Source organism: Agrobacterium sp. CGMCC 11546 (assembly GCF_013365515.1).
GTDB classification, from domain to species: domain Bacteria; phylum Pseudomonadota; class Alphaproteobacteria; order Rhizobiales; family Rhizobiaceae; genus Agrobacterium; species Agrobacterium fabrum.
Genome location: NZ_CP047387.1, coordinates 2924552 through 2941229, shown reverse-complemented (window position 1 = coordinate 2941229; position 16678 = coordinate 2924552). Strand labels below are relative to the sequence as shown.

Genomic DNA, 16678 nt, shown 5'->3' with positions numbered 1-16678 from the left:
GATGTTCGGAAAACGCGGGCCTGACGGCCCAGCCAGAAGCACGAAGCTGGAACCTGTTGCACCTGCGGTATCCATACAGGTGGCGACAGCGTCTGAGCTTCGCTCTCCTGCCACTGATACGCTCGAGCCCGGCCAATCGCCCGTCACCCGCCAGGTGACGACGGGCGCACCACTCTCACAAAAAAAACGCGCCCGCACGGAAGACTATTACAATACCAAAAGCCAGGTATTTTCCGCCCTCATCGATACCATCGACCTTTCGCAGCTCGCCAAGCTCGACGCGGAAAGCGCGCGCGAGGAAATTCGCGATATCGTCAACGATATCATCACGATCAAAAATTTCGCCATGTCGATTGCCGAGCAGGAAGAACTGCTCGAGGACATCTGCAACGACGTCTTGGGCTACGGGCCGCTGGAGCCGCTTCTCGCGCGTGACGACATTGCCGATATCATGGTCAATGGCTCCGGTCAGACCTTTATCGAAGTCGGCGGCAAGACTATCGAATCCGATATTCGCTTTCGCGACAATGCGCAGTTGCTCTCCATCTGCCAGCGCATCGTCAGCCAGGTAGGCCGACGCGTGGATGAATCGAGCCCGATATGCGACGCCCGCCTTCCGGACGGATCGCGTGTCAACGTCATTGCACCGCCGCTCGCCATCGACGGACCCGCACTGACGATCCGAAAATTCAAGAGGGACAAGCTGACGCTCGACCAGCTCGTGCGTTTCGGAGCGATCACGCCCGAAGGCGCGACATTGCTCAAGATCATCGGTCGCGTCCGTTGCAATGTCGTCATCTCTGGAGGCACCGGCTCGGGCAAAACCACGCTGCTCAATTGCCTGACGAGCTTCATCGACAAGGATGAACGCGTCATCACCTGTGAAGACACCGCCGAATTGCAGCTTCAGCAGCCGCACGTGGTGAGGCTTGAAACGCGTCCGCCGAATATCGAGGGCGAAGGCGAAATCACCATGCGCGATCTCGTCAAGAACTGCCTTCGTATGCGGCCTGAGCGTATCGTCGTCGGCGAAGTGCGCGGACCGGAGGTTTTTGACCTGCTTCAGGCCATGAACACCGGCCATGACGGTTCGATGGGAACACTGCACGCCAATACGCCGCGTGAATGCCTCAGCCGTATCGAATCGATGATCGCCATGGGCGGATTCACGCTGCCGGCCAAGACCGTGCGCGAAATCATCTCAGGCTCGATCGATGTCGTCATTCAGGCGGCCCGCCTACGCGACGGGTCGCGGCGGATAACGCAGATCACCGAAGTGATCGGCATGGAAGGCGATGTCATCGTCACCCAGGATCTGATGCGATACGAGATCGAAGGCGAAGATGCGCAGGGCAGGCTGATCGGCAGGCATGTATCGACCGGTATCAGCAAGCCGCATTTCTGGGATCGTGCACGTTACTACGGCGAAGATAAACGTCTGGCGGCCGCGCTCGATGAGATGGAAAAGTCATCCTAAGGAAAGCGACCGCCATGGACCCGACAATAGTGTTACTGGCCGTACTCGTCGCCATCTCGGCGGGCGCGCTCGCCTATGCCTTTCTTTTCCAGCAGATAGAGGTCGAGAAAAAGACCACCAGCCGCTTCAAGCGCGTGCAGGCCGCAGAGACGGATCATACCAATATCAAGGCAGCGCGCGACCGGGTCCAGGAACTCAGCAAGCGCCGCAAATCCATGCAGGACAGCCTGCGGGATATGGAAAAGAAACAGAATGAGAAGGCAAAAAAAGCAAAGAATGTCAGCCTGCGCGATAAACTCGTGCAGGCAGGGCTCACAATTTCCGTTCGGCAATTCCACCTTCTAAGCGTCGGCGCGGCGGCTTGTGCCGCTTTCATCTCACTTATCTATGGTCTGTCCTTATTGACCGCCCTCCCGATAGCCGTCGTCGCGGCTTTGGGACTGCCGCGCTGGGTATTGGTATTTCTCCTCAAGCGCCGGCAGAAAAAATTTCTTGAGGAGTTTCCCAATGCGCTTGATGTCATGTGCCGCTCGATCAAATCAGGTTTGCCGCTGAACGATGCGGTACGACTGATCGCCTCAGACGGCCAGGAACCGGTAAAAACGGAGTTCCAGCGGGTTGTCGATGCGCAGCAGGTCGGCATCGGCATTCCCCAGGGGATCGAGCGCATGATGCTGACCATGCCGCTTTTCGAAGTCAGCTTCTTCAGCATCGTCATCAACATCCAGGCACAGGCAGGCGGCAACCTTTCGGAGGCATTGTCCAACCTGTCCAGGGTGTTGCGAGATCGTAGAAAGATGCGCGCCAAGGTGAATGCCCTGTCGATGGAGGCGAAAGCGTCCGCCGTCATCATTGGCGCACTGCCTTTCATTGTGATGCTGCTGGTGCATTTCACGTCACCGGACTACCTCTCGATACTTTTCACGGATACGCGCGGACACCTCATTCTGGGTGCATCCGCAATATGGATGCTCATCGGGATTTTCATCATGCGTCAAATGATCAACTTCGATATTTGAGAGGCGACGATGACAGGAGATCTTTTTTCCCGCCTGACGGATCCGCAGACGATCATAGCCATTCTCGTGACGCTCGCGGTTTTCGCGACCCTCTATACGCTGATCATGCCTTTCCTAGAGCGGAAAGACCTCGCCAAGCGCATGAAAGCCGTTTCGTCAGAACGGGAACTCATTCGTAGCCGTGAACGCGAGCGCCTGGCGACTGTGACCCGCGACGGCAGAACATCCCTTCGCGGCAACAATAATAAATCTGCGCGGCGCATTGTCGAGAAATTCAATCTTCGGGAAGCGCTTGCCGACCAGAACACGATGAACAAGCTGCGCGCCGCCGGCTTCCGTTCACAGAATGCGCTCAATACATTTCTTGCCGCCCGGTTCGTCTTGCCGTTCATTTTCCTGGCGGTGGCATTCACTTGGGTTTTCGTGCTCGGAAACCTGGCTGACAAGGCTTTTGTCGTTCGGCTGATGGCCGTGCTTGTTTTCGGCTATATCGGTTTTTACGCCCCCAATATCTATGTTTCTAACCGCATGACCAAGCGGCAGGCCTCTATCAAGCGGGCATGGCCGGATGCGCTCGACCTGATGCTGATCTGCATCGAATCTGGCGTGTCAATGGAATCGGCAATGCGTCGTGTGGCGGAGGAAATGGGTGAGCAATCGCCTGAACTGGCGGAGGAGATGATCCTGACGACGGCCGAACTGTCTTTCCTCCAGGACAGGCGCACGGCTCTTGAGAATTTCGGTATGCGTACCCAGCTGGACGGCGTCAAAAGTGTGGTGCAGGCTCTTATCCAGGCAGAACGGTATGGAACCCCGCTCGCTCAGGCGCTGCGTGTTCTTGCGCAGGAAGGCCGCGACGAGCGCATGAATGAGGCCGAGAAAAAGGCTGCCGCTTTGCCGCCGAAACTGACCGTGCCGATGATCATATTTTTCCTGCCGGTCCTAATCGCGGTCATTCTCGGGCCAGCTGGCATTCGCGTTGCCGATACGTTCTGACGTTTACGCACAGCAGCAATCATTTATCTGCCGGGCCGCACTACAAATGTTTCAGAAAACCCATCAACCAGCCGGCTTGCCGTCTTTCTTCGCCAGCTGCTGCCAGGAGTTCTGCTGCGAAAGCATCGCACGCAGATACGTCAGGTTAGCCTGCGCCTGTTGAGCAGAGAGCTCCTGAACCGCGATGCGTTCGGCTTCAGCAAAGCGGCCCTGGAGTCCGACCACGAGTGCAAGGTTCTGGCGGACGCGGCTGTCGGCGCCCGGCTGGGAAATGGCCGATTGCAGATAGGTTTCAGCGGTGCGTGGATCGCTCGACAGGACATAGGACATGCCGAGATTGGACAGGACGCTCGGATCGTTCGGCTTGAGGTCAAGCGCCTGACGATATCTGGAACGCGCCTCGTTCGACCGTCCAAGCTGGTCGAGCACCGCACCCTCGGCGGAGTAGAGCCGCCAGTCGGGACGATCAGGCGTCTGCGCGCGCTGGATGGTCGAAAGCGCCTGCTCCAGCTGGCCGGCAGCCGCCTGCGACTTGCCATAGGCTGCAAGCACTTCACGGTCGGCCGGGTTGGCGATGGCGATCTGCTGCATGACGGCGAGAGCCTGCGTATTCTTGCCGGTCATCATCAGCACGCTGGCATAATTCATGCCGACGGACCTGTCCTTGGGGTTACGTTCATAGGCTTTGCCGGCGGTCTCTTCCGCCTGCCGAAGCTGCTCCATGTTCAGGTGGTCATAAGAACGCGTGGCGGCGGGAATGGAGCCGGTGGACATGCGATCCGGCTTGTTGGTGCTCGCGCATCCGGAAACAGCCAAAACCAGCGCTGCAAGACATGCACCCCGCAACAACCCTGTCCGGCGTGTCTCACCCAAAGAAAATGCAGTCATGGCAGCGCCCCCGCCCGAGAATGATCGATCTTGCGCCCGACACACGACAGACTCACATGACGCAACTTTCGCTTAAGCAATAATCTGTTAACCCTAACAGAGCGTTAATCGCACCGATTCTCGACATTTACGGAAGCATACCATGGCGCCCTATCAGTTCATCGAACGCCCCACCCCTTTCAGCTCGAAGGCCGGCAGCACATTGCCGGTTTTTGCCGTCACGCCAGCCCATATCGAACAGGGTGCCATAGACCCGGTCGCTCTGGACTGGGCGAAAAAGGCGGGGTTCAAGGCGGAAGCCGGCGCCGTCCTGCTCGTTCCCTCCTCCGATGGATCGCTGGGCGGTGTGCTGCTCGGCCTTGGTGGCAATCCTTCCGAAGTTCCCTTCATCACCGGGAAACTCGCCCGTGAGCTGCCGGAGGGCGAGTGGCACATCGAAACCGCGCCCCTGACGGCCAATCGCCTCGCGCTCGGTTTCGGCCTTGGCAGCTACCGCTTCGACAAATACAAGACCACCAAGACCAGCGGGGCAAAGCTTCTCATTCCGCAGGACGCTGAAGATGGCGAGATCAAGCGCGTTCTGGCAGGCGTGTTCCTTGCGCGCGACCTCATCAATGTTCCGGCCAATGACATGGGACCGGACGAGCTCGAGATTGCCTTCCGAGCGCTTGCCGCCCACTACAAGGCCAAGGTGAACGTTACGACCGGCGATGATCTGCTTAAAGAAAACTTCCCGCTCATCCATGCCGTTGGCCGCGCCAGTGAGAGCGCACCGCGCCTTCTGGAGATGAACTGGGGCAAAAAAGGCAATCCGCGACTGACACTGGTGGGCAAGGGCGTCTGCTTCGACACCGGCGGTCTCGACATCAAGCCTGCGGCCTCGATGGCCTTGATGAAGAAGGATATGGGTGGCGCCGCCAATGTTCTCGGCCTTGCGCTGATGATCATGGATGCAAAGCTGCCGGTCGATCTGCGCGTTCTCGTGCCGGCGGTCGAGAACTCCATTTCCGCCAATGCCTTCCGTCCTGGCGATATCTATAAAAGCCGCAAGGGGCTGACGGTACAGATCGACAATACCGATGCGGAGGGTCGTCTCGTTCTGGCGGATGCGCTCGCTTATGCCGATGAGGATGCGCCGGACTTGATGATCGATATGGCGACGCTGACGGGTGCCGCGCGTGTGGCGTTGGGCCCCGATCTTCCGCCCTTCTACACCGATGACGCGGATCTGGCGCATGATATCGCGGAAGCCAGCATCGATACGGATGACCCGCTGTGGCGCATGCCGCTTTACATGGGCTACGACAAGGATATCCGCTCGCGCGCAGCCGATATCACCAATGCGCCTTCTGGCGGCATGGGCGGATCGATCACCGCTGCCCTGTTCCTGAAGCGCTTTGTCACCAATACCAAGCGCTGGGCGCATTTCGACATCTACGGCTGGTCGCTGAGTGAGCGTCACCATTCGTCGATTGGTGGGGAAGCACAGGGTATCCGCGCGCTCTTTCATTACATCGCACATCAATTCGCGAAATAGTCTGCTGAATCGAGATCAGATTTGAAGGGCGCTTCCTTAACGGGAGCGCCCGGTTGCCTTAAACCAGTACCTTCTGTTCCTTGTGGTCTTCCTCGCCGAAGAACTTCAGATACCGTTCCACTTCGGCCGGATCGCCAGTGGCTTTTTGCGGATTGTCCGAGAGCTTCACCGCCGGGCGGCCATTGGCGTCGCTCACCTTGCAGACGATGGAAATCGGCTTAAGGCTGGCAATGGTCTTCGGCGCGCAGCCGGCAAAATCATTGGTGAGGTTGGTGCCCCAGCCGAAGCTCATGCGGACGCGGCCTTCAAAATGCCTGTAGGTATCGACGATGGCATCGACATCGAGACCATCGGAAAAGATCAGCATCTTCTTACGCGGGTCGCGGCCCATCTTCCGCCACCACTCGATAATCTTTTCACCGCCTTCAATGGGCGGCGCGCTGTCGGGGCGAAAGCCCGTCCAGTCAGCCACCCATTCCGGCGCATTGCGCAGAAACGCCGCCGTGCCAAAGGCGTCCGGCAGCACGATCAGCAGGTTGCCGCCATAAAGCCGGTTCCAGTCCTTTAGAACCTGATAGGGGGCGGCGGCCAGTTCCTCGTTCGTCTGCGCCAGTGCGGCAACCACCATCGGTAACTCATGCGCGTTGGTGCCGACGGCTTCGAGGTCGGAATCCATGGCGAGCAGGACATTGCTCGTGCCGGTAAAGGCAGGGCCGATGCCTTCCTTCAGCGCCTCGACGCACCAGCGCTGCCACAGGAAGCTATGGCGGCGGCGGGTGCCGAAATCGGAAATGCGCAGCCCCGGCAGTTCACGCAACCGCTCGACCTTTTCCCACATCTTGGCCTTGGCGCGGGCATAAAGCACGTCCAGCGTGAAATAACCGAGCGAACGCATGGCGCTGCGCGAGCGCAGCTCGTTGATGATAGACAGCGCCGGGATTTCCCAGAGTGTCGTGTCCATCCAGCGGCCATGGAAATTCAGCTCATATTGCCCGTCGCGCTTGAAAAGCTCGTATTCCGGCAATTGATAGCTGGAAAGCCAGGAGAGAAATTCCGGCTCGAAAATCTGCGAGCGGCCGTAAAACGTATTACCCGCAAGCCAGATATTTTCCTTTTTGGAGAGACGCAGGGTGCGCGCATGATCGAGCTGCTCGCGCAGTTCCATCTCGTCGATCTCTTCCGCCAGCCGCACAGTCTTGGTGCGGTTGATCAGGGAAAACGTCGCGTCGACTTCCGGATAGAGTTTCCAGATCATCTGCAACATCAACAGCTTGTAGAAATCTGTATCAATCAGGCTGCGGACGATCGGGTCTAGCTTCCAAGTATGATTGTGGACACGGGTGGCTATATCGGTCTTCGTCATACTTGCATTCCCCAATATCGGCCAAAGGTCAAAAAATAGCCGATGTCACTCCGCACCCCGGCAGGTATCAACCTGTCACGCAGAAGATTTATCTGAAAAAGCGACGACAAGTCCAGAGCGCCGGCAGCGGCAAATGGTTCCTCTCATTCCTGATGGACGATTTTCCGCAAACGCAGCTGGGCAAAACCGCTTCAGAAGGTCGGATCGACAGGGTTGATACCGGGATACCAGTCCTTGGAGATGGGATTTTTACCACCGAAACTGGAAATGCCGTTTTCATCGGTGCAGCGATACCCCTGAACAGGAAGCCCACGGCTGCCGAAAACATCCCGGTAGGGACCTCGGGAGTATCCCGTCACGCCGAGTTCGCTATGGCAGTTATAACGGACCTTGGGCTGCAGCGTTCGCGGGTCCTTGACGCCGGGCAGGTTTGCATAAGCATCCGGCGCAGTGGCAAAACCATTCTGGAAAACGGTCTGCGCCTCGGCCGATGTGTTCAGCAAGGCCGCCGTGAGGATCGCTGCCAGTCGTGTCGCCGTTCGTGTCTTCATCCGTGCCAATCCCGTACCATCATCCAACCGATGTAGGCCGTCGGGGGCTCTCGCACAAAGGGCCGGGCGGGCACAATGTCGTGAAAGCCGCCGTCTCAGCCTTCCAGGCGGCGGAAAGCCGTCGGCTTTTTATAAAGCCAGCCGATGCGCTCGATGGCCGCATCGAGATTTTCGCGGGCGACATTCATCGTGTGGCCATTGGCATGCAGCAACGTTTCCTCGTTTTCCATGAGGCCGACATGGCCCTTCCAGAAGACGAAATCGCCGCGACGCAACTCATCACGCTCGATTTCCACGCCCAGCGACTTCACCTGCATATCCGTGTCGCGCAGAACCCGGCGGCCGGTCATCGCCATGGAAAGCTGCACGAGGCCGGAACAATCGATACCGAAGCCGGAGCGCCCGCCCCAGAGGTAGGGTGTCTCGATAAAACGCAGAGCCACCGCCACATAGTCTTCTTCAAGTGCCGCATCCAAGGCCCGGCAATGGGCGGCAATGATGCCCTCGCCTTTTTCGGTCATCAGGTAGCGGGTGCCGCGGGTCTCCGCCTCACCGACGATACGGATCAGGCTGCCCATGGATAGCGCCGCGACCGGCGGTTTGCGCAACTCGGCCGAAGGATAAAGGAATGTGCGCGGTGCGATGATCTGATGCGTGGCGGCGACAACATTGCCGATCGCCGTTTCCGGCACATAACCGGCATAGCCATCCACATCCGCCTGCACCCAGGCCCAGCCATTTGCCCTGTCGAAAACGCGCACCGTTTCACCGCAGAGAAGCTCGGTGTCTATACCGGTGGCGAGATCGGGCGTCGGCCGCAGGCCGATGACCGGTGTGGTGACCTGTGCGGGCGAACCGCTGACGAAACGTTCGGCCTCTACCACACCCTGCAGTTTCGCATCGGCGAGATCGGGGCGGAAGACATTCAGGCGGCGGTCGAGCATCATGGGTTTCACATCCAGAGGTTAGATCTTGCGCGCCTGATCAATAATCAGATCGCCGAATTTTTCCAGATAAAGCGCACCGGCCACGGTGCGTTTTATCACGACATTGCGCCTGTCCCGCTCATCCCGAACCCGGTCGACCAATCCCAGCGCGCCTAGACTGTCGAGTGCGCGGGTGATGACCGGTTTGGTGACCCCCAGCATGGCGGCGAGACCCCGAACGGTATGCGGCGGCGGCACGAGATAAATCTGCAGCAGGATGGCCGTCTGACGCAAGGTCAAATCCGGCTGATCGTCAATGACCTGCGCCGTGGATACACGGTGCCAGAGGCCCAAGGCCTCCGTGGGTGACAATTGTGCAGGCAAGCAGGTGACCCTTCCCGTCGTTGTTCCACTGTTTTCATCCAACGCAATGGAAAACTCAAGAACCAACCGCACAAACAAAACCGCCGCGCGGCGCAGACCTTTAAAGATCGCGCGGCGCGGCGGCGTTATAGACCGGTGTTCCGGGCTTTTACGTCCCCTCTGGACTTGCCAGATGAGATGCAGGAAGCGTGCCAGTTTTATTGCAACGCACAAAATTCAGGTAAAACAATAACTTGGAACAAACATCCGCTTTTATGGGCAAATTTCCCTCAAGGAGAAAATAGCGACAAAAACAGGCAATAGGAGATATGATGCTTAAAAACTGCCTTCCGCCACAACGGCGGAAGGCGGGGATCGTTGTGGATCAGATTTCCGCACCGCGCGCCGCATCTGCGGCATCGGCACTTTGTTGCCGGTTATGCCGGATCGACGACCAGAGCGAAATGCCGATCAGGGTCGCACCACCAAGACCGGTGATGACCTCCGGTATATGGAACATGGTCTGCACATACATGATGACCGACAGGATCAGGATCGCGTAAAAAGCGCCATGCTCCAGATAGCGGTATTCGGCCAGCGTTCCCTTCTCCACCAGCATGATCGTCATCGAGCGCACATACATGGCGCCGATGCCGAGGCCGATGGCGATGATAAAGAGGTTCTGCGTCAGCGCAAAAGCACCGATCACGCCATCGAAGGAGAAGCTGGCATCCAGCACTTCGAGATAAAGAAACGCACCGAAACCGCCTTTGGCCGCGCCTTCCAGCATTTCCTGGCTGCGATCGAGAATACCGCCGACAACTTCCACCAGCAGGAAGGTCAAAAGACCCCAGATCGCCGAATGGAAGAAGGTGTTGGCAGCGACCGGACCGAGTTCCGGGTTGTCGCTGGCACCGATGATACGGGAAAACACCAGCATGACGATAAGAACGAAGGCAATCTCGATGCCCTTGACGGAAGAATAGGTGGCAGCCTTTTCCTCGATCCAGCGCACCCAGTGGACGTCCTTCTCATGGTCGAAGAAGAAATTGAGACCCACCATCATCAGGAAGGTGCCGCCGAACGCCGCAATCGGCAGATGGGCGTCACGCATGATTTCCGCATAACGCTCCGGCTGCGTGGCCGCCATCACAAGCGCCGTCCAGGGGCCGACATTGGCGGCAACGACGACGATGAGCAACGGGAAGACAATACGCATGCCGAAAACGGCAATGAGAATACCCCAGGTCAGGAAGCGATGTTGCCAGACCGGTGTCATGTCCTTGAGCTTGTTGGCATTAACGATGGCATTGTCGAAGGACAGCGAGATTTCCAGCACGGCAAGTACCGCGCAGATGAAGAAGATCGTCGCTGTACCGCTGATCGTGCCGGTCATTTCCCAGCCGAGGTAACCGCCGAGGATCAGGCCGACGACGGTGACGATAAATGCCCATTTGAAGTAGGAAAGCGTGGTTTTCTGCGCGGCGCTCATTTCCGGTCTCCTGCGATGACGAGCAGGTTCACGGACCGACGCAGGGCGTCAGGCCGCACGCAAAAAGCACGCGCGCGAAGCACATTCAGGTTTTTCATAGTTTTTAATCCGCCGGCCAATTTTGCAGGCGGTACCGACATCACGAGAGCGCCGTAAAACTCTCGCCAGAGGGGCCCGGCACCTTTGTTTCCTCTGCCCATACGAGACAAATTATCGCAGGGCCCTCTCTTACTTCCTGAAGATCACGCCTTCGTCAAGTCCCGTGATTGTGACCAAGACGAACTAGAAAGATCAAACCTGCTCCGCAGCCAGTCTGTCGGCCGCGTCGCGGCGTCGCTTGAGTGTATTTTCGCGGAAGAAAATATAAAGGCCGGAAAGAACAATCAGGCCAGCACCGACAACGATGCTGGTCTGCGGCACGTCGTTGAAGAACAGCCAGCCGAAGATCACCGCCCAGAGCAGCAGGGTATATTGCAGCGGCGCGACGGTGGCGGCGTCGGCAAGCTTCAAGGCCCGGTTGACCAACACATGCGCCGCCATGGCGACCACGCCGAGCAGGCTCAGAAACGCCAGGTCGAAGCTGGACTGGACAGGTAGCCAGCCAGATGGGGTCATGAATACCGCAACGATGCCCGCAAGCCCTGCGCCGATGATCTGCCAGAAGGCAAGCACCGTATCCGGCGTGTTGCGCAGCTGGCGGCCTGACAACATCATGAAGGCAAAGGCAGCGCTGCCGAGAATGGAAAAGAGTGCTGCGGAGGTGAGGCTTGCCGAGCTGGGTTTGAGCGCGATGAGAACGCCGACAAAACCGATGGCGATGGCCGTCCAGCGGCGCCAACCGACCTTTTCTCCGAGCAGAAACGGCGCCAGAGCGGCCACATAAATGGGAGCCGCCAGCCAGTAGGTCATGACATCCGCCAGCGGCAGGCTCGCCACTGCGAAATAGAAACAGAAAAGTTCGGCCGTCGAGAAGAACACACGCGCGACCTGCAGGCCGGGCCGCTCGACATTCACGAGGCCGGAAAGGCCGGCTCTCCAGACGATCGGAACGAGAATGACAAGTGCTGCCGCACTTCTGATCAGGATGACCTGACCCTGGCTATAGGTTGATACCAGCCATTTGCCCATGGCGTCGTTCAATGCAAAAAGCAGCATTCCAAGCAGCATGACGGCCACGCCGAGGCCAGTCGGCGAAAGCTTTCTTATCATAGTCGACATGTTAGATTCCGATTTCTCCCAATGGCTGCATTGGTCGTCCAGCCAGCAGCCCTTTGTCAAGCCCGGAACGACCTGCCATCAGCAATTAATAGTACTAATAGATCAACAGGCGGATGTCAGATGAAGATTCGCCGCTCTTCCGCGACCAGTTCCTGGAGAAAATCGACGACCGTGCGGACACGGACCAGCTGGCGGGCGGATTCGTGATAGGCCGTCCAGTAGGAGCGGCTGATACCGAGATGTGGCATAATCCTCATAAGTTCGGGATATTGCCCGGCGATGTAATTGTGCAGGATGCCGATCCCCGCCCCCGACCGCACCGCCTCCGTCTGGCCGGTGGCGCTGGAGATTTCAAAGGCCGCGTCCCAGTCACGCATGATCTCGCCAGTATAATTGAGCGAGGGTGAAAAGATCAAATCCTCCACATATCCGATCCGCCGGTGACGCTTCAGCGCCTCGACATCATCAGGCGTTCCGTGGTTGGCCAGATAATCCGTAGAGGCATAGAGGCCCAGCGAATAATCTGTCAGTTTCGAAAACATCAACCTGCCCTGCTCCGGCCGCTCGATGGTGATGGCGATATCGGCCTCGCGCTGCGACAAAGAGAAGGACCGCGGCACCGGCACGAGCTGGATTTTCAGGTCGGGGTAACGGGCCGTCAGCCGGCCGAGCCGTGGCGCGAGGAAGGAGACGCCGAGGCCATCTGGCGCGCCGATGCGCACCGTTCCCGCCACCGCCGTATCGACCCGTCCGAGATTTGCCTGGGCATTCAGCATTTCGGTTTCCATGCGCTCGGCGGCACCCAAAAACCGCTGACCCTCCTCGGTCATTTCGCAGCCATTCGTCCGACGGATAAACAACTGGGTCTTCAGCGCCTGCTCCAGCAGCGTCAATCGCCGCGAAAGCGTCGCATGGTTGAGTCCAAGCCGTTTTGATGCGGCGAGTATCTGCCCGGAACGGGCAACGGCAAGGAATATGCGGACGTCATCCCAATTCATGTCTTGCTGCGCATCATTACGGGTTCAACCTCGATCAAAGTAAGTGATGTCACCATTCCCACCACACCCTCCTTGTATTTCAGGAAGTGCGGCGTCTGCAGATGAGCCTCGTATGCCGCCTGGTTCGCATAAACTTCGAGGATGCGAAGCTTTTCCGGGCTGCCTTTGATCGCCACGGCGTTTAACGCAAGCACGCCATTTTCGAGACGGACCGAAGCCTCGATTTCCTCTGCAAGCAATCTGCGATAGGCTTCCAGATGGGTCGGATCGATCTCTATTTCAGCCATCCTCACGACGGGTTCATCGCTCGCCAATTTTTTGACTTTTTTTTTGGTCGGCGAACTCGCCGCTATCGGACATCAGGAAACGCCTCAAAACACTTATCGTACTTTAATTTACGCACAACGGTTTCTTATCCGAGTTCATTGCTTTGTACAAATTCAAGTGCAATGCTGCACCCATCAAAAAATCGCGGAGGATTACCCATGAAGGAAATCGGTCATTTCATTAATGGCAAGCATGTGCCGGGCGCCAGCGGCCGCACATCGAATGTCTATAACCCGGCAACCGGCGAAGTGCAGGCAACTGTCGCGCTTGCAAGCGACGCCGAGCTGCGCGCCGCCGTGGAAAGCGCCAAGGCGGCACAGCCGAAGTGGGCCGCCACCAACCCGCAGCGCCGCGCCCGCGTTTTCTTCAAGTTCGTCGAACTTCTGAACCGCGACCTCAACGAGCTTGCGGTTCTTCTCTCCAGCGAGCACGGCAAGACCGTCGAGGATTCCAAGGGTGATATCATCCGCGGCCTCGAAGTCTGCGAATTCGTCTGCGGCATTCCGCATCTGCAGAAGGGTGAGTTCACCGAAGGCGCCGGCCCTGCCATCGACATGTATTCGATCCGCCAGCCGGTCGGCATCGGCGCGGGTATCACCCCGTTCAACTTCCCCGGCATGATCCCGATGTGGATGTTCGCGCCCGCGATCGCCTGTGGCAATGCCTTCATCCTCAAGCCTTCCGAGCGCGATCCGTCGCTGCCAATCCGGCTTGCCGAACTGATGATCGAAGCCGGCCTTCCGGCTGGCATACTCAACGTCGTCAACGGCGACAAGGGTGCTGTCGACGCTATCCTTACCGACCCGGATATCGGCGCGGTCTCCTTCGTCGGCTCGACGCCGATCGCCCGCTATGTTTACGGCACCGCCGCCATGAACGGCAAGCGCGCGCAATGCTTCGGCGGCGCGAAGAACCACATGATCATCATGCCGGATGCCGATCTCGATCAGGCCGTGAACGCATTGATGGGCGCTGGTTACGGTTCGGCCGGCGAGCGCTGCATGGCCGTTTCCGTTGCGGTTCCGGTCGGTGAAGATACGGCCAATCGTCTTGTCGAAAAGCTCATTCCGCAGATCGAAAGCCTCAGAATCGGCCCCTACACAGACGACAAGGCCGATATGGGCCCGCTCGTCACCAAGGAAGCCCAGACGCGCGTCAGGGGCCTGATCGACAGCGGTGTCGAGCAGGGTGCGAAGCTGCTGGTCGACGGCCGTGATTTCAAACTTCAGGGTTATGAGGACGGCTATTTCGTCGGCGGCTGCCTGTTCGACCACGTCACCCCTGACATGGACATCTACAAGACGGAAATTTTCGGGCCGGTTCTGTCCGTCGTCCGCGCCAAGAACTACGAAGATGCGCTCGAACTGCCGATGAAGCATGAATATGGCAATGGCGTCGCGATCTACACCCGTGACGGCGACGCTGCCCGCGACTTCGCAAGCCGCATCAATATCGGCATGATCGGCATCAACGTTCCGATCCCGGTTCCGCTCGCCTACCACTCCTTCGGCGGCTGGAAGGCTTCAAGCTTCGGCGATCTCAACCAGCACGGCACGGATTCGATCAAGTTCTGGACGAAAACCAAAACGATCACCTCGCGCTGGCCGTCCGGCATCAAGTCCGGTGCCGAATTCGTCATGCCGACGATGAAATAAGCCGGAAAGCCGGTGGACAGGATAAAAAGCCCCGCTGTTGTTGCAGCGGGGCTTTTTTCTAGCGCTCGGAAGAGCGATTAGAAGTACGCGTGACGGTCAGTTGGTCGGGCCGTCGTTGAAACCCACTTCGTCCACCAGCTCTGAAGCCTGTTTGCGATGAGCGGCAATGTCCGTCAGCGGCAGCTTGTCAGGATTGATGGGGCCGAACCCTTTAACGACATCGGACGGCTCCGCACCCGGCAGTACCGGATATTCGAAGACCTGCTTGGCGTAGATTTCCTGTGCCTCCCGCGAGGCCAGAAATTCCATCAGCTTCAGCGCATTGTCCCTGTTGGGCGCATATTTTGTCAGGGCCATGCCGGAAATATTCACATGCGTGCCGCGGTCACCCGCATTGGGGAAGATCACCCGCACCGAACGCGCCCACTCCTGTTCGTCAGGTTCGCGATCATTGGTCAGCATCAGACCGACATAATAGGTATTGCCGAGGGCAATATCGCATTCGCCGGAAAAGATCGATTTCGCCTGGCTGCGGTCAGTTCCATCAGGCTTGCGGGCGAGATTATTCTTCAGGCCCGTCAGCCATGTGCGTGTATAATCGACGCCGTGATGGGCTATTATCGAGGCAATCAGCGCAATATTGTAGGAGTGCTGGCCATCGCGGATGCAGATCTTGCCCTTCCATTTCGGGTCGGCAAGCTCTTCATAGGTAATATCCTTCTGGGTTACCCGCTCCTTCGAAGCATAGACAACCCGGCCACGCGTCGTGAGGCCAAACCATTCGCCCTCGGGATCACGCAGATTGGCGGGAATATCCTTTTCGATGACAGGATCAGCCAGAACCGGCTGCGTGACCTTGCCCTCTTTCGCCTCGACGAGACGGGCGATATCGACCGTCAGCAGCACATCCGCAGGTGAGTTGACGCCCTCTGCCTGGATGCGTTCCACCAGCCCCTTGTCGAGAAACAGGACGTTCGTATCGATCCCGGTTTCCTTGGTGAAGGCATCGAGCAGCGGCTGGATCAGTTCAGGTTGGCGATAGGAATAGACGTTAACCTCCCCCTCTGCCAGAGCGGCGGGCGCGAGGGAAAGGATCGTCAGCCCTGAAAAAACGGCAGCGGAAAAGCGTGATTTCAAGCTTGCCATTATGAATGCCTCCATTACATTCCGATTCTTGACTTGTTTGTTCATGAATCATGAGGGCGGTCAACAAGGCTGTTCGAGAAATATCGGATGGATGCCAGTTTTTTCAGTTTCTGGAATTGTTCTAAACTGAAAAAGAGACTATATAACTCCACATTGAGAGTTAGGAGACCAGCATGCGTTTGACCAAACAGACCAACTATGCCGTTCGCATGTTGATGTATTGCGCTGCGAATGAAGGCAAGTTGAGCCGCATTCCGGAGATCGCCAGGGCTTACGGCGTATCTGAGCTGTTCCTTTTCAAGATCCTGCAGCCGCTCAACAAGGCGGGCCTCGTGGAAACCGTGCGTGGCCGCAATGGCGGCGTGCGCCTTGGCAAACCTGCCGAAAAAATCAGCCTGTTTGATGTCGTTCGTGTAACCGAAGACAGCTTCGCCATGGCTGAGTGCTTTGAGGACGGCGCCGTGGAATGTCCGCTCGTGGACAGCTGCGGCCTGAACTCGGCGCTGCGCAAGGCGCTGAATGCCTTCTTCGATGTACTGGCGGAATATTCGATCGATGATCTCGTCAAGGCGCGCCCGCAAATCAACTTCCTGCTCGGGATCGATACGGAAATGCCGAAGATTGCCGCACTTCCGGCAGCCTGATCGTTCCATAATCTATCCGGCAATTGCCAAGCCCGTGGCCACAGGTCACGGGCTTTTCTTTTATCGAATGTGCAGGAG

16 protein-coding genes are annotated in these 16678 nt (G+C 57.9%); 6 read left to right on the top strand and 10 right to left on the bottom strand.

The window, feature by feature from the left end; genetic code table 11:
* The first annotated feature begins 1 nt into the window (after position 1).
* The 3 genes from GSF67_RS14400 to GSF67_RS14390 are packed head-to-tail and all read left to right on the top strand — an operon-like array spanning position 2 to position 3492.
* Positions 2-1477: a CpaF family protein gene (locus GSF67_RS14400; RefSeq protein ID WP_006310063.1), complete on the top strand. Its 1476-nt coding sequence runs from the start codon at positions 2-4 to the stop codon at positions 1475-1477.
* Positions 1478-1491: 14 nt separating this feature from the next.
* On the top strand, positions 1492-2496 hold the full coding sequence (locus GSF67_RS14395) for a type II secretion system F family protein (RefSeq protein WP_006310062.1): 1005 nt from the start codon (positions 1492-1494) through the stop codon (positions 2494-2496).
* A gap of 9 nt (positions 2497-2505) precedes the next feature.
* Positions 2506-3492 carry a type II secretion system F family protein gene (locus tag GSF67_RS14390; RefSeq protein WP_006310061.1) on the top strand — a complete coding sequence of 329 codons (987 nt, stop codon included), beginning with the start codon at positions 2506-2508 and terminating at the stop codon, positions 3490-3492.
* A 63-nt stretch (positions 3493-3555) separates the two neighbouring features.
* On the opposite strand, the gene GSF67_RS14385 is transcribed toward GSF67_RS14390, so the two are convergent.
* The gene (locus GSF67_RS14385) at positions 3556-4380 is read right to left on the bottom strand and encodes a tetratricopeptide repeat protein (protein ID WP_006310060.1); all 825 of its coding nucleotides are present in this window, start codon (positions 4378-4380) and stop codon (positions 3556-3558) included.
* A 142-nt stretch (positions 4381-4522) separates the two neighbouring features.
* On the opposite strand from GSF67_RS14385, the gene GSF67_RS14380 reads away from it, so the two are divergent.
* Positions 4523-5917, top strand: coding sequence for a leucyl aminopeptidase (locus GSF67_RS14380; protein ID WP_006310059.1), 1395 nt, complete (start codon positions 4523-4525; stop codon positions 5915-5917).
* A 58-nt stretch (positions 5918-5975) separates the two neighbouring features.
* Here GSF67_RS14380 and pncB read toward each other — a convergent pair whose 3' ends face one another.
* The 8 genes from pncB to GSF67_RS14340 form a co-directional block, all read right to left on the bottom strand.
* Positions 5976-7280, bottom strand: coding sequence for a nicotinate phosphoribosyltransferase (gene pncB, locus GSF67_RS14375; RefSeq protein ID WP_006310058.1), 1305 nt, complete (start codon positions 7278-7280; stop codon positions 5976-5978).
* A 191-nt stretch (positions 7281-7471) separates the two neighbouring features.
* Complete coding sequence (locus GSF67_RS14370) at positions 7472-7831, bottom strand: hypothetical protein (protein WP_006310057.1); 360 nt, start codon at positions 7829-7831, stop codon at positions 7472-7474.
* A gap of 95 nt (positions 7832-7926) precedes the next feature.
* Positions 7927-8778, bottom strand: a complete 852-nt coding sequence (locus GSF67_RS14365) for a C40 family peptidase (RefSeq protein ID WP_006310056.1) — start codon at positions 8776-8778, stop codon at positions 7927-7929.
* 18 nt (positions 8779-8796) lie between these two features.
* Positions 8797-9141 (bottom strand): helix-turn-helix domain-containing protein, encoded by a 345-nt coding sequence (locus tag GSF67_RS14360; RefSeq protein WP_010970731.1) that lies wholly within the window; start codon positions 9139-9141, stop codon positions 8797-8799.
* 364 nt (positions 9142-9505) lie between these two features.
* Positions 9506-10612 carry a DUF475 domain-containing protein gene (locus GSF67_RS14355; RefSeq protein ID WP_006310054.1) on the bottom strand — a complete coding sequence of 369 codons (1107 nt, stop codon included), beginning with the start codon at positions 10610-10612 and terminating at the stop codon, positions 9506-9508.
* Between the two features lie 291 nt (positions 10613-10903).
* Positions 10904-11830, bottom strand: coding sequence for a DMT family transporter (locus GSF67_RS14350; protein WP_174019720.1), 927 nt, complete (start codon positions 11828-11830; stop codon positions 10904-10906).
* A 116-nt stretch (positions 11831-11946) separates the two neighbouring features.
* Positions 11947-12828 carry a LysR family transcriptional regulator gene (locus GSF67_RS14345; RefSeq protein WP_006310051.1) on the bottom strand — a complete coding sequence of 294 codons (882 nt, stop codon included), beginning with the start codon at positions 12826-12828 and terminating at the stop codon, positions 11947-11949.
* Complete coding sequence (locus GSF67_RS14340) at positions 12825-13115, bottom strand: putative quinol monooxygenase (protein WP_035214537.1); 291 nt, start codon at positions 13113-13115, stop codon at positions 12825-12827. The genes GSF67_RS14345 and GSF67_RS14340 overlap by 4 nt, the downstream gene beginning before the upstream one ends.
* Before the next feature lie 198 nt (positions 13116-13313).
* On the opposite strand from GSF67_RS14340, the gene GSF67_RS14335 reads away from it, so the two are divergent.
* Positions 13314-14810, top strand: a complete 1497-nt coding sequence (locus tag GSF67_RS14335) for a CoA-acylating methylmalonate-semialdehyde dehydrogenase (protein WP_006310049.1) — start codon at positions 13314-13316, stop codon at positions 14808-14810.
* A gap of 96 nt (positions 14811-14906) precedes the next feature.
* On the opposite strand, the gene GSF67_RS14330 is transcribed toward GSF67_RS14335, so the two are convergent.
* Positions 14907-15956 (bottom strand): Fe(3+) ABC transporter substrate-binding protein, encoded by a 1050-nt coding sequence (locus GSF67_RS14330; protein WP_006310048.1) that lies wholly within the window; start codon positions 15954-15956, stop codon positions 14907-14909.
* A 173-nt stretch (positions 15957-16129) separates the two neighbouring features.
* Here GSF67_RS14330 and rirA point away from each other — a divergent pair, with 173 nt between their 5' ends.
* The gene (gene rirA / locus GSF67_RS14325) at positions 16130-16600 is read left to right on the top strand and encodes an iron-responsive transcriptional regulator RirA (protein ID WP_006310047.1); all 471 of its coding nucleotides are present in this window, start codon (positions 16130-16132) and stop codon (positions 16598-16600) included.
* Positions 16601-16678: the final 78 nt, after the last annotated feature.